Consider the following 14,134-nt stretch of genomic DNA (forward strand, 5'->3'; position numbering starts at 1 on the left):
CGCCCGAGTAATTATGAAAAGAGGATAAGGTTTTTTTGTACTACCTCAGCCACTCCGCCAGCAAAAGCCCTGCGTAGGTACCGATGCCATTGCCAAGCGTACCCACCAAAATAGCCGGAAGCTGAAGATCCGGTCGGCCCAGGCTGCGAGCGAGGGCAAGCGCCGAGCTGGACCCCCCAATATTTGCCTGCGAAGCAACCGCCACGGCGTCCCAATCTTGACGAAAAAGTCGGGCAAAACCAAAAAGTACCAGCGCATGAATGCCCACAATCAGCCCGATGATTCCGAGTAACCAAAGCGCCAAAGTACCGTTTTGCCAAAGTGCAGCCAAATCACAATAGGCACCGATGACCGACAAAAACAGGTAGATCATAAAAAGGCCAAGTACCCGACTCCCGCGCAGCCGACCAATCGCAGGAACCTGTGCCAAAATCAGGGCCAGCGTGGTGAGCACCATAATGGGTGAAATAACCGGGAAAGCTTCGTTAATCACATTCGCACAAGTGAATGCTCCGAAGGCCAATGCCATCAACAGTGAAATATCGAGTGGATGAATCGTTTCAGTTTCGTCAAATGAATTGTTTGGCACTGCCTCTTCTCCCAGGTTCTCTAAGGGCACATTCTTCTTTTTTCCCATAATGGCGGGCAACGCCAGCGTTACAATCATCCAAAGCGCGGTGATGATATTATCAGCAGCAGTTACAGCCGCAAAAAGTACGCCTTCGCGGGCAACGTTGTATTGAATGGCCAGCGCATTGAAATTAATGCTGCCGCCAATGTAGGTGCCCGTAAGCATGCCGGCAATAGCGAAATGGCTTTCGCCGAGATGTGAAGCCGCATCCAATCCCTTCATAGCTACCAGCACTCCCACCACTGTTCCGAATCCTCCCAGCAAAAAAAGTCCGATCATAACCGGACCTGCACGCCGGATACTTTTGAGATTTACACTCAACATTAGAAAAAAAATGGACAAAGGCGCTACATACGAAAAGATGGCGTCGTAGGCAGGCTCGGACTGTGAGCCCGTGGGAATAAGCCCAATATTAGCTACAAAAGCTGTTAGCAAAATAACCAGTAGAGCCGTGCCGATGGGACGGAAAAATGGTTTTCGGGATAACCATTCGCAAAAGGCCACTGTGAGGCATAAAATGGTAATGACAAAGAGTGTGTGCGTGTTCATGCGTTCAAAAAAAAGCGGGTTTTGAGGACGTAACCAATATATGAAAAAAATAAAGCAGCTCTACTTAATTGATGTAAAAACATCTTTTTAAAAATTCCCCGCAGAATCTGTCTTGGGAATGTAGGACCAAATTTCTACCTTGATAAAAAGTTTTAAAAAATCATTTTAACCTACTTAATCGAGTTTGTACCTACCCATTCTTACCAAAAAATCATGAATAAAAAGCTCTGCCTATCTTTTATCTGGCTCTTGATCTGGGTCGGGGCGCATGCCCAAAACCGCCTGCCTCAGGTAGACACCGACGTTGTTACCAAAGATCAGGTTACGATCAAAGGAAAAAGAATTCCGTACTCGGCTACGGCCGGTACACAGCCCGTCTGGAACGAAGCCGGGCAAGCCATCGCCAGTTTGTTTTATGTGTATTATGAGCGTACCGACGTTACTGATCGCGCCTCACGGCCGTTGGTCATTTCGTTTAATGGCGGCCCCGGCGCTGCTTCCTGTTGGATGCATATCGGCTACACCGGTCCCAAACGGCTGCTGATCGACGACGAAGGTTATCCCGTGCAGCCCTACGGAATTCAGGAAAACCCACATTCTATTCTGGATGTGGCCGATATTGTGTACGTGGAGCCGGTCAATACCGGGTTTTCGCGGATGCTTTCTGACACGATTTCCAAGGCTACTTTTTTTGGGGTAAATGCCGATATAAAATACCTTGCCGAATGGCTCAACACCTTCGTAAGCCGTAAAAACCGCTGGCCTTCCCCCAAGTATTTGGTGGGCGAAAGCTACGGAACCAACCGCGTGTCGGGCCTGTCGCTGGAACTGCAAAACTCACATTGGATGTACCTCAATGGCGTGGTGCTGGTGTCGCCTACGGGGCTGGGCATTGAGCGCGGCGTACCCGTCGAAGCGGCCAATTTTCTACCTTACTATGCCGCCACGGCCTGGTACCACAAAGCGCTGCCGGCAGATCTGCAACAGAAAGATCTCGTCGATATTTTACCTGAAATAGAGAAGTTTACCATCAATGAGTTGATTCCGGCAATCACCAAAGGCGGCTACTTAGACCCCGCCGCCCGAAAGCAGATGGCGGCACGGATGGCGCGCTATTCAGGACTTTCTGAGAAAGTAATTCTGGAACATAACCTGATGGTTCCACCAGCCTTTTTCTGGAAAGAACTCCTGCGCGACAAAGGCTTTACCGTTGGCAGGCTCGACTCCCGCTACCTCGGCATCGACCGGGCAGGGGCCGGCATGGGACCCGACTACTCGCCTGAGTATACGTCCTGGCAACATTCGTTTACGCCTGCCATCAACTACTATTTGCGCGAAGTGCTGAATTATAAAACAGACCTCGATTATTTTATTGCCGGACAAACCCGGCCGTGGAGCCGCGAAGGTGCCAACACCGACCGTACCGGCGAAAACCTCCGACAGGCAATGGCGCAGAATCCCTATCTGCATGTGCTCATTCAGTCGGGCTACTACGATGGAGCCTGTGACTATTTCAATGCCAAGTACGACATGTGGCACATTGATCCGAGCGGAAAAATGAAGGATCGTTTTGAATGGAAAGGCTACCGAAGCGGGCACATGATGTACCTGCGGCAGGAAGATGTGATTACGTCCAATGAAGACATTCGGGCGTTTATTCTAAAAACTTTGCCCAAGCCCGATCAACCTGCCCGATACTGAGGCATTTTCCTGATTACTGGTTAAACACTCATTTTAACTCCTGGTTTGATTTCTTTTCCTGAAAAATATATGAAAAAAATTCTCTTACTGCTTTTTATTTTTTTGATAAAAACAGCGAACACCAACGCGCAAAAACCGGCCACTCCGCCCGCCCCAAAGACTGCACCATCTAGTACAAATTCTGTAAAGCTGGAAATGGATTCCACGCTCTCGACGAGCCACGTGGTCACGATCAAGGGCGTGAAAGTGCCTTATACCGCCAAGGTAGGAACCCAACCCGTGTGGGACGAAAACGGCAAGGTCATAGCCGGTGTTTTTTATACGTATTATGAGCGTACGGACGTAAAAGATCGTGTCAATCGCCCATTGGTTATTTCGTTTAATGGCGGGCCGGGCACTGCTTCGGTTTGGATGCATTTGGCCTATACTGGCCCCAAGCTTCTCAACATCGACAGCGAAGGCTACCCGCTGCAACCCTATACCGTGAAGGACAACCCGAATTCGATTCTGGACGTTGCCGATATTATTTTCATTGATCCTGTCAATACCGGCTACTCGCGCATGGCTGATCCCAAAGGCCCTAAATCAAAGTTTTTTGGGGTAAATGTAGATATTAAGTACCTCGCCGACTGGATCAGCACGTTTGTGAGCCGTCAGAACCGCTGGCTTTCGCCTAAGTTTATTATTGGGGAAAGCTACGGCACCAACCGCGTGTCCGGGCTGGCACTGGAACTGCAAAATGCCAAATGGATGTACCTCAACGGCGTGATTCTGGTGTCGCCGACCAACCTCGGCATTGATCGCAACGGCCCCGTGGGAGCCGCCAACATGCTTCCCTACTACGCCGCTACGGCCTGGTTTCATAAAGTTTTACCGACTGAACTTCAACAGAAAGATCTGGTAGATATGCTGCCCGAGGTAGAAAACTTTACGACCAATGAGCTGATTCCGGCGCTGGCGATGGGTGGATTTCTGGAACCCCAAAAGAAGAAAGAAATAGCCGCACGCATTGCCCGCTATTCGGGGCTTTCAGAAAAAGTGGTGCTGGAACATAATCTGCAAATTCCCGTCAATTTTTTCTGGAAAGAACTCCTCCGCGACAAAGGCTTTACCATCGGGCGGCTCGACTCGCGCTATCTTGGCATCGACCGGCAGGATGCCGGCGAGCGGCCCGACTATTCTCCCGAACTTACTTCCTGGCTGCATTCGTTTACGCCCCCGATCAACTACTACTTCCGGGAAGTGCTGGGGTACAAAACAGACCTGAAATATTTCATGTTCGGGCCGGTATATCCGTGGTCACGGTCGGGAGAAAACACAGACCGAACCGGTGAGAACCTGCGGCAGGCTATGGCACAAAATCCGTCGCTGCATTTGCTGGTGCAGTCGGGCTACTACGACGGAGCCTGTGATTATTTCAATGCCCAAAACAACATGTGGCAAATGGACCCGGCCGGCCGGCTCAAAGATCGTATGGACTGGAAGGGCTACCGAAGCGGGCACATGATGTACCTGCGGCAGGAAGACCTGATTTCGGCCAATGAGGATATTCGGAAGTTTGTGCAAAAAGCACTACCCAAACCCGGACAGCCGATTAAGTATAACAGGTAATTTAACCTTTCTTTAAATAAGACAATTTTTGAGCGGTGCTGTATCTCAACATTGGGATGCAGCACCGCTCTTTTTTTGATTGTTTATTGGGCAAAAAAATTATTTTTAATAAAAAAATAAAAAAACGCAACCGATTCCGGGAACGTTTGCGTCAAAAAATCACTGCAAAATCTAATAAAAAGTTTTTTTATTTCAATTATTCCTCTTAAAATCAATCTAGCTAAGTCGTCTAAAATCCAGAAAGAATTAAGCTTAATTCTCAAATAAATACAACCTCTTTCGACTATCTTAACCCTAAAACCTCCCATGCAATTTATCTCAATACGATCGGCTTTTCTAACTATGCTTTTGAGCTTTGGGACAGGAACTGCCACTATTTGCGTTCAGGCTCAAACAGCCACGCCGCCGCAGCTGGGCCGCCGAAGTGCGCCACTTCTTGTCCAAAATGGTCAGACATTTAAAGACCTGAACAAAAATGGAAAAGTGGATCCCTACGAAAACTGGACGCTACCCACCGACCAACGGGTACAGGACCTGCTCAAACAAATGACGCTGGAAGAGAAAGTAGGTTTTATGCTCATCAGCACCACCCGGCTTGCGGGTGACTTTTCTTTTCAGGCGGGGGCTCCAAAGGCAACTATTTCCAGCGGCTTCAATGAGGAAGACTTGGTACAAACCACCAACATGTTTTCACGCAAACCGCTCCCCGTCCCGATCATGTCGGCATCAGGAACGACTAAGGCTGTTCGTGAAAAGCAACTGCGGCACTTTATCCTCCGGGCCAATACATCCGCCCGCATCCTGGCCGAATGGAGCAACAACTTGCAGGAACTATGCGAAAATACCCGTCTGGGCATTCCGGCAATTGTAGCTTCCAATCCACGCAACCACATCACCATCGATGCATCTATCGGATTGAGTGTGGGCGAAACGACATTTAGCAAATGGCCGGGCGAACTAGGCCTTGCCGCTATGCGCGATCTGAAACTTACCCGTGAATTTGCCGAAATCGCCGCCAAAGAATGGTCGGCAGTGGGCATCCGTAAAGGGTATCAATACATGGCCGATTTGGCCACCGAGCCACGCTGGCAACGAATCGAGGGCACTTTTGGCGAAGATGCCGACCTGGCAGCCGATATGATGCGCGAAATTGTCCTGGGTTTTCAGGGTAAAAAACTCGGTACGGGCTCCATCGCTCTCACCACCAAGCACTTCCCCGGCGGAGGGCCACAGGTGGCTGGACAGGACCCGCATTTTGAGTGGGGAAAAGATCAGCATTACCCCGGCGGAATGCTGGACTATCACCTGAAACCGTTTCAGGCGGCTATTGATGCAGGCACGTCAGCCATTATGCCGTATTATGCCAAACCTATTGGGACTGAATATGAGGAAATTGCCTTTGCTTACAACAAAACCATTCTCAAAGATTTATTACGTGGGAAAATGGGCTTTAAAGGCATCATAAACTCTGACACAGGCCCTATCGAAATGATGCCGTGGGGTGTAGAAAATCTGTCTATTCTGGAACGCTATCAAAAAGCGATTGAATGCGGAGTCGATCTATTTTCGGGTACAGCCGATCCGACGCTTTTGCTTGAAACGGTAAAAAAGGGACTTGTGACCGAGGCACGAATTGACGAGTCGGTGACCCGACTTTTGTGGGAAAAGTTTGAGTTGGGACTATTTGAAAATCCTTTTGTGGATGTTGACGCCGCTGAAAAAATAGTCGGGAATCCGCAGTTTCAGGAGCGCGCAAATGTTGCGTTGCGCAAATCGATTGTGCTGCTTCGCAATCAATCCAATTTGCTTCCGCTTGCACCAAAAACTAAGGTTTACTTTGAAAAATATTACAATTCTGGAAGAACCGACAAGCCCGCTGTCGTTCTGCAACCTGAAACGAACCGGTGGAATCTTGAATTTGTATCAACTGCGCAGGAGGCCGATGTTGTTGTGCTATGGCTTGTACCTTCTGCGGGGAGTTTGTTTGCCTCTGCCGGCGGACCAATTGAACTTGACCTTTCTAAAAATAAAATAGATATAGCGCATGTAAATGCCCTCACCAGCCAAAAACCGACCGTGGTGCTTATCAATTATACAAGCCCATGGATAATCGAAGAAATAGATTCTACGCCGCTACCGACCGTATTGGCAACGTTTAGTACTACGGCTGATGCCGTGTTGGATGTCGTCAGCGGCAATTATAATCCTACGGGAAAAATGCCTTTTTCTACACCCATTTCACGGCAAGCCGTGCTGGAAAACAAATCGGACGTACCCGGCCATTTGAAAACCAATGGATACGCTCTGTTTTCCTTTGGAGATGGGCTCAGCTACCCAGGAAAGTAGCATTATTTAGAGTAGAAAACTACTTCACTTTGAGCAGGAAAAACGTTTCAGAAACATGTTTTCCTGCTCATTTTTTTTATTTCAACCTTTATGTAGTAGCAAGCAGCATCCCATACTCTTTTATGTATAATTGACCGCTGATTTTTACCTGTTTCCAATGAAAAAAAGTATCATTTTTCTCCTATTCATTCTGATTGCTGATCTGTCAAAAGCGCAAAAACCTGCACCTGCCCGGCTGATTGTGCGTGGCGACGACATGGGCTTTTCTCATTCGGGCAATCTTGCACTGATGAAATCACATCAGCAGGGCATTCAAACATCGATTGAAGTAATCGTACCATCGCCCTGGTTTCCGGAGGCGGTTCAACTGTTAAAGGAAATTCCGGATGCAGACGTCGGCATTCACCTCGCGCTTACGAGCGAGTGGGATCTTGTAAAATGGCGACCGCTCACCGACGCACCAAGTCTACGCGACTCAAACGGCTATTTTTACCCCATGGTATTTCCCAATAAAAATTATCCCGGCCAATCCATCAAAGAAAACAACAGCACATTACAGGATATTGAGAAGGAATTCCGGGCCCAAATTGAGCTGGCCCTGCGTCATATTCCGCAAATCAGCCATGTATCGGCGCACATGGGCTGCGCCAATATTTCGGAGGAAGTAAAGGCTATGACCAGGCGACTGACGAAGGAATACAAAATTGATATTGATCCGGTCGACTATAACGTACTGCCGTTTCGCCTGGAAGGACCGCACAAAACATCCGCCGAAAAATGGGAAAGTTTTAAAGCTGCGGTCAGGAAAATGGAACCCGGAAAAACCTACCTATTTGTGGAGCATCCCGGCCTCGATAACACCGAGTTACAGGCCATTCACCACATAGGCTACGAAGATGTAGCCACGGATCGGCAGGGCGTAACGGAGCTATTCACGAATCCGGAAGCAAAAGATTTTCTTCAAAAACAGGGAGTTCAATTGATCAGTTACAAGGATTTACCAGTGCGGTAGATTTTTTGGAAGGATCAAATGAGCAACTCTTTTTTTACAAAAATTTCTCAAAAAATAGGCAAGTGGAACAATAGAGCAAAAGATGGAACATTTGGGTTAAAGGCAGCAAGCCCTGACGCTCTATATTTGAGAAGAAATGTAGGAATACATGATACGATAAAAAACGTTATTGGAAAACTTCTGAACGGGGTCTGTACTTAAAAAGTAAGACCCCGTTTTGTTTGTCCGGGAATACGGGAAATTATCGCTTTTTAAATTCGAGATAGTCCGTAGAAGTAGAGGAAGATGCGCCCGGTTCAGTAAATTTCAGAGTAATTCCAATTACAACGGTGCCATCTGCTTTGGTTGACTTCACCCCTTCGCCTTCTACCCGGCGGGTTTTCAGATTTCCGTCTTCATTTACTGCGGCATCCTGGGCAATTTTAAAGGAAACCGGATTCAGTACCTGAATATCCTTTAAGGTATAGACTTCCTTACTTCTTAGCTCTTTTCCCTGATTACGAAACGTGTAATCAATTGTGTACGTGATGTTTAGCAAATTGTTACTTTCAGTAATTACCCACGTTTGGGCCGTAGAGTTGCCTCCATCTGCGGTGTTTGTCCAGTATTCACCCACAAAATCTGCGGCATAGTTTGGCTCCGGTTCTGGTTCTTTGTCTTTACAGCCCGCCGCAAACACAATCAGAAAGAGTACGAGTAATTTTTTCATAAGTACGATTGGTGATCAATTCCTTTAATGTGACATGTCCTAAATTGACTAAACTGCCTTTATAACGAGAAAAGGTTGGTTCGCTATATTTAGTTGTTCAGTTTTTGATGGCAAAGATGGCATTCTCAGGTGATATTTTTTAGGAAATAAGGGATCTTTTTGTGAGAAAAAAAACTGATATGCTGCCGGATTTTCTTTCCTGAACCTTCTTCCCCATTCTGTCGGCAGGCTCCACCTTGTGTGATAATCATCACTGACTACGCCGTTTGAGCTGGCTAATTTTGATCTATTATTCAAAATAATACGACAACTGCCCATGAAAACATACGGTTTCTTTTTATTCATTTTAGTAGCTTTTTCGAGTTGCTCCGAGGCGCAGCAAATCAAAAATTTGCCCGTGGCTGAATTCAAACAACTGCTTGACAAAACTCCCGCCAAAAATCTGATTGACGTCCGAACCGATGGCGAAGTAGCCGGCGGGGTTATTCCCGGCGCCCGGCAAATCGACTTATACAGCAGCGATTTTGAGCAAAAAATAGCCAGTCTCGACAAATCCAAACCCGTGTTTTTGTACTGTGCCGTGGGCGCTCGCAGCAGCAGCGTGGCCCAGCTACTTTCCAAAAAAGGATTTAAACAAATCTACAATGCCAACGGTGGCATCAGCGCCTGGCGCGCCGCCGGGTTTAAGGTGGTTCCCAAAAAATAACCTTCCTGAAAAAATCTTATGGAAAAATACATAGATGCCTTCGTCAATGGCTACGGAGGCTATTTTAACTACCTGCGCGAAGAAATTCTGCGCCCCGACTGGCACAACTATTTTTACTGGCTTCTGGGCTTGTCATTAGTTGTCTGGACCCTCGAAATCGTATTTCCCTGGCGCAAAGAACAGGGCATCATCCGGCACGATTTCTGGCTGGATGCCTTTTATATGTTCTTTAATTTTTTCCTGTTTTCACTCATTGCCTACAACGCCCTTTCCAACGTAGCCGTCGTGGCGTTCACTGATTTTCTGGCGCTGTTTGGCATCCGAAATCTGGTCGCCATCAACGTCGCAAACTTGCCGGTTTGGGCGCAATTAGGATTACTTTTTGTGCTGCGCGACTTCATTCAATGGAACGTGCACCGGCTGCTGCACCGCGTACCGTGGCTGTGGGAATTTCATAAAGTACACCACAGCATTGAGCAAATGGGCTTTGCCGGACACCTGCGCTACCACTGGATGGAAACCATTGTATACCGGACGTTTGAGTACCTGCCCCTGGCTATGATCGGTTTTGGCATTGATGACTTTTTTCTGGTACATATTTTTGCATTGGCCGTTGGCCACCTCAACCACGCCAATATTTATCTGCCGCTGGGACCGTTTAAGTACCTGTTCAACAGCCCTCAAATGCACCTGTGGCATCATGCCGAAGAACTGCCTGCACATGCGCCGTATGGAGTTAATTTTGGGATTACGCTGAGTTTGTGGGATTACCTTTTTGGTGAAGCCTACCTTCCACGGGCCGAAAAAAACATCAAACTTGGTTTTGAAGGCATGAAAAAATTTCCGAAAACATTTTGGTCACAACTCATTTATCCCTGGAAATCTGATGAAAACCCTGCTCAATAACTGGAAAACCTGGCTTTTTGCAAGCCTTACGCTTGGCCTTGCCCCTTTTGTACCCGAGCCTCACATTGTAGGTAAAATTCAGTGGATTCTGGGCGGGGCTAACGGCATGAATGCCATCGACTGGTTTGATACCGTGCAGCATGGCACACCCTGGCTTCTGCTGATTCGGGCATTGGTGATGAAGTTTATAAAACCAGCCTGATTCTTATTTTTTATTCGATATATCCAGTTCTTTCCGGTCAATGTAACAAAAGTCACATTGGCCGGAAAGAACTTGGTTTATATTTGAAACCATACAAGCTATTTCTGAACACTATTTCCAGACAAAATTTGACCATGAAAAAAGTATTTTTTCTTCTCGTTTGCTCCCTCCTTTTGGTTGCGCAAACGTCTTTTGCGCAAAGCAACGCTACGGAGCATCGGGTGGTTTTTCATCTTTCAACGAGCGATACCCTGGCGCACAAAGCGCTGATCAAGCAGCTTTCCAACGTATTGGCCTATTGGAATACCGCCAAAATGGAGGTGGTTATACACAACAACGGCATTGGTTTTATGCAAACCTCAGAAAGTGGTTTTGCCAAAGAAATTGCCGAGCTGCAGCAGCGCGGCGTCACGTTTGCGGTCTGCGAAAATACCCTGCGCCAACGCAAAATTGACAAAGCGAACGTACTGCCCAATGCCGTTTTTGTACCCGTCGGCATTGCCGAACTCGTGCTCAAACAGGAAGCAGGCTGGGCCTATATCAAAGCTGGATTTTAACTTTTAGGTATTCAAATGACTTCACGCAGAAAATTCTTACAGTCGGGCCTGTTGGCAACCGCTGCCGTTGGAAGCCCATCGCTTCTTTCGGCTCAGCCACAGGCAGTTGAAACTTCGGAAAAACCCAAACAATCCGGAGTAATTTCTTTTCTCCAAACCACCGATGTGCATTGTCAGCTACATGCACATGACGAGTTATTTTGGGAAAACAATCAGTTGACCTTCCGCAAGGCAGGCGGCTACGCACATGTGGCAACCGCTTTGGACGTGCTTCGGGCGCAAAATCCTGAGAATACGCTTACGATGGATACCGGTGATATGTTTCAGGGAAGCATGCTTTCGGTCAAAACCTCCGGCGAGGCTTTTGTGCCGCTGCTCAATGCGCTCAATTATGACTTTTATTTACCCGGAAACTGGGAAGTCGTCTACTATAAATCTCAAATGCAAAAGCTGATGGGTGGCTTGCTGGCGCCCAAAATCTGCACCAATATGTTTCACGATATGGGCGACGGCAAACCCGGTGAACCCATTTTTCAACCGTACCAAATTGTGAATCGGCTGGGTGTTAAAATTGGGTTTCTGGGCTATACTGATCCGCTTGTGCCGATCCGGCAGTCGCCGCTGTACAGCAAAGGTATTGTGTATGTAAAACCCGAAGACAACCTAAAAGCCTACGTTACCTTGCTAAAAGAGCAGGAACAATGCGATTTTATCATCATTTTGTCGCATCTCGGCCTTTCCCAACAAATTGCTTTGGGCAATCATCCGTCCTGTCAGGGCGTGGATTACATTTTCGGGGCTGATACCCACGAGCGCGTCCGAAAACCGATTCAGGCTGAGTACACCAAAATAGTAGAACCCGGCGCTTTCGGGTCGTTTATTGGTAAACTTGATTTACGGGTTGAACATGGTAAAATCATAAGTGAAAGCTACGAACTAATTGAAGTAGACCCACAAAAATTCCCGGCAAAAAAAGAAGTTGTAGCGCTGGTAAACGATATTGAGAAGCCATTCAAGACCGAAATAAACCGGGTGCTCGGATACAGCACGTTACCTCTCTACCGCAATTTTGTGGTAGAAAATACCATCGACACGCTCATCGTGGATGCGCTGAAATGGAAGGTAAACTCAGACATTGTGCTTTCCAATGGCTTCCGATTTTGTCCGCCCCGCACGCCCGACAAAGATGGCAAGGTGGCTATCACCGAAGGGTATCTGTACGACATGCTTCCCGTAGATGCTACAATCCGAACGGCCAATGCATCGGGAGCGCAGATAAAAGCCTGGCTCGAAAAAGAACTGCAAAATGTATTTGCGCAGGATGCTTCCAAACGTTTTGGCGGCTGGTTTATTCGCTTTAAAGGTATGCAGGTAGAATTCAAAGCTTTTGAAAGGCTTGGGCATCGGGTACAGAAAGTTACCGTAGGCGGACAGCCGCTCGACGAAACCCGCATCTATTCGCTCTGCGCCTGCGAACGCGAAGGCGATCCCGACGACATGCTCTGCCGCATGAAAGGCGTTCAGCAAGCGGCCAATACAGCCTTTACGCTGCACAGCATGATGAAGGATTATTTGCAGAAATTTTCGCCCGTAACACCTTCCCTCCGGCAGGACGCCCGCGTATTGGATGCTCCGCAGTCGCTGCTGAGTCAGGTAACGGGCGTTGATTATCAGTTTGTGTAGGCCCTCTTTATGAGCTAAATCATAAATTTTTGGAGACAGTTTCAGTAGTGTAACAATTGTCACGAATTTCGGCTGATCTGTCTCCTACTTTTGCAATAGAGTTTTAGGAATCTATTGCAAAAATGAAATATACTATACACATTCTTTTTCTGCTTGTGACGATTTCCCTGCCCGCTTCCGGGCAGGGGATCCACTCGCATCAGGAAAGTGAAAAGGACACCAATACTCTCAATCATTTTTTTGAAAAAGGCCGATTTTACGGTCATGCCCGTTCGTACTTTTCGGCAACGGTCAATCAAAAAGAATTAATGGATTCGTACGCTTTGGGTGTTGGGGCAGGCATAGGCTACGAAACGCCCATTTTTCTCAGGCATTTTCAACTGGGTATCAGTGGTTTTTTTATGTTCAATGTATTGTCCTCTGATCTTGCCAAAAGAGATCCGGCTACCGCACAGGGCAATCGCTACGAAGTGGGACTTTTTGACATTGAGCAACCGGATGATCACGAAGACCTTGATCGCCTTGAAGAATTGTTTGCCAAGGTACATTTGACCAAAAAAACTTTTATAACGGTTGGCCGGCAAATTCCGGCTTCACCCTTTATCAACCCGCAGGATGGCCGCATGCGGCCTACGCTCACAGAAGCCGCTGTATTGGAGGTAAAGGAAGGTAAACATTGGAGTTTTCAGGGACAGTACATCTGGCGAATTTCGCCCCGCTCTACCGTACGCTGGTTCAAAATCGGCGAGAGCATGGGGATCTATCCGGTGGGCGTACATCTGGACGGTTCGCCTTCTGCTTACAAAGAACATGTAGAATCGAATGGAATAATTCTGGGAGGATTTACTTTTCAGAAAAATCATTGGAACGTTCAGATTTGGGATACGCACGTAGACAATGTACTGAATACCGGTATGCTTAAAGTGGAATGGAAGTCGGCGCCGGGCACAGAACGAACCTGGATGAGTGGCCTGCAACTGATTTGTCAGCAGGCCGCAGGCAACGGAGGCAATGAAGACCCGGCCCGTGCCTACACGCAGCCCGGCAGCAAATCCACGGTAATTTCAGGACGCATCGGGCAACAGTCTACCCGCTTTGACTGGTACCTCAACGCAACTCGAATCACTGCCGAAGGACGATTTTTGATGCCGCGCGAATGGGGACGCGAACCTTTCTATACCTTTATGCCCCGCGAGCGCAACGAAGGAGCGGGCGATGTGTCGGCAGCAACGCTGAACATGTATTTCAAACCCGAAAAACACATTAAACTGGAAGTCAGCGGGGGCATGTATCGAATGCCTGATGTGCGCAACGCAGCCCTGAACAAATACGGCCTGCCGTCGTATGCACAGGTAAACCTGGGCCTAACGTATCAGTTTGATCATTACCTCAAAGGCTTGAACGCTTTGCTGTTGGTAGTTCGGAAAGATCAGTTGGGAGAAACTTATCAAAACGATCGCTTTGTTTTCAATAAAGTAAACATGACCCACTTCAATTTTATACTTAATTATCACTATTAAA

12 protein-coding genes are annotated in these 14,134 nt (G+C 47.6%); 10 read left to right on the plus strand and 2 right to left on the minus strand.

What is annotated here, in order from left to right:
- Positions 1-40 precede the first annotated feature (40 nt).
- Positions 41-1,180 (minus strand): DUF819 family protein, encoded by a 1,140-nt coding sequence (locus EZE20_RS08975; RefSeq protein ID WP_132116714.1) that lies wholly within the window; start codon positions 1,178-1,180, stop codon positions 41-43.
- A gap of 213 nt (positions 1,181-1,393) precedes the next feature.
- On the opposite strand from EZE20_RS08975, the gene EZE20_RS08980 reads away from it, so the two are divergent.
- The 4 genes from EZE20_RS08980 to EZE20_RS08995 all read left to right on the plus strand — a co-directional run bounded on the left by EZE20_RS08980 (position 1,394) and on the right by EZE20_RS08995 (position 7,850).
- Positions 1,394-2,881 carry a S10 family peptidase gene (locus EZE20_RS08980; RefSeq protein ID WP_132116716.1) on the plus strand — a complete coding sequence of 496 codons (1,488 nt, stop codon included), beginning with the start codon at positions 1,394-1,396 and terminating at the stop codon, positions 2,879-2,881.
- A gap of 69 nt (positions 2,882-2,950) precedes the next feature.
- Positions 2,951-4,492 carry a S10 family peptidase gene (locus EZE20_RS08985; protein WP_132116718.1) on the plus strand — a complete coding sequence of 514 codons (1,542 nt, stop codon included), beginning with the start codon at positions 2,951-2,953 and terminating at the stop codon, positions 4,490-4,492.
- A gap of 306 nt (positions 4,493-4,798) precedes the next feature.
- Positions 4,799-6,838 carry a glycoside hydrolase family 3 protein gene (locus EZE20_RS08990; RefSeq protein WP_132116720.1) on the plus strand — a complete coding sequence of 680 codons (2,040 nt, stop codon included), beginning with the start codon at positions 4,799-4,801 and terminating at the stop codon, positions 6,836-6,838.
- Positions 6,839-6,995: 157 nt separating this feature from the next.
- Positions 6,996-7,850, plus strand: coding sequence for a polysaccharide deacetylase family protein (locus EZE20_RS08995; RefSeq protein WP_132116722.1), 855 nt, complete (start codon positions 6,996-6,998; stop codon positions 7,848-7,850).
- A gap of 241 nt (positions 7,851-8,091) precedes the next feature.
- Here EZE20_RS08995 and EZE20_RS09000 read toward each other — a convergent pair whose 3' ends face one another.
- The gene (locus EZE20_RS09000; RefSeq protein WP_132116724.1) at positions 8,092-8,559 is read right to left on the minus strand and encodes a hypothetical protein; all 468 of its coding nucleotides are present in this window, start codon (positions 8,557-8,559) and stop codon (positions 8,092-8,094) included.
- Positions 8,560-8,875: 316 nt separating this feature from the next.
- Between EZE20_RS09000 and EZE20_RS09005 the strand changes: the two genes are divergently transcribed.
- From EZE20_RS09005 to EZE20_RS09030, 6 genes are all read left to right on the plus strand, one after another.
- Entirely contained in the window at positions 8,876-9,265 is a 390-nt protein-coding gene (locus EZE20_RS09005) for a rhodanese-like domain-containing protein (RefSeq protein ID WP_132116726.1), read from the plus strand.
- Positions 9,266-9,283: 18 nt separating this feature from the next.
- The gene (locus EZE20_RS09010; RefSeq protein ID WP_132116728.1) at positions 9,284-10,171 is read left to right on the plus strand and encodes a sterol desaturase family protein; all 888 of its coding nucleotides are present in this window, start codon (positions 9,284-9,286) and stop codon (positions 10,169-10,171) included.
- Entirely contained in the window at positions 10,152-10,373 is a 222-nt protein-coding gene (locus tag EZE20_RS09015) for a hypothetical protein (RefSeq protein WP_132116730.1), read from the plus strand. The genes EZE20_RS09010 and EZE20_RS09015 overlap by 20 nt, the downstream gene beginning before the upstream one ends.
- 134 nt (positions 10,374-10,507) lie before the next feature.
- Positions 10,508-10,930 (plus strand): DsrE family protein, encoded by a 423-nt coding sequence (locus tag EZE20_RS09020; RefSeq protein ID WP_132116732.1) that lies wholly within the window; start codon positions 10,508-10,510, stop codon positions 10,928-10,930.
- Between the two features lie 15 nt (positions 10,931-10,945).
- Positions 10,946-12,613, plus strand: coding sequence for a bifunctional metallophosphatase/5'-nucleotidase (locus tag EZE20_RS09025; protein WP_132116733.1), 1,668 nt, complete (start codon positions 10,946-10,948; stop codon positions 12,611-12,613).
- Between the two features lie 122 nt (positions 12,614-12,735).
- On the plus strand, positions 12,736-14,133 hold the full coding sequence (locus EZE20_RS09030) for an OprD family outer membrane porin (RefSeq protein ID WP_132116735.1): 1,398 nt from the start codon (positions 12,736-12,738) through the stop codon (positions 14,131-14,133).
- Position 14,134: the final 1 nt, after the last annotated feature.

This window comes from Arundinibacter roseus (assembly GCF_004348825.1).
In the GTDB taxonomy this organism is placed as follows: domain Bacteria; phylum Bacteroidota; class Bacteroidia; order Cytophagales; family Spirosomataceae; genus Arundinibacter; species Arundinibacter roseus.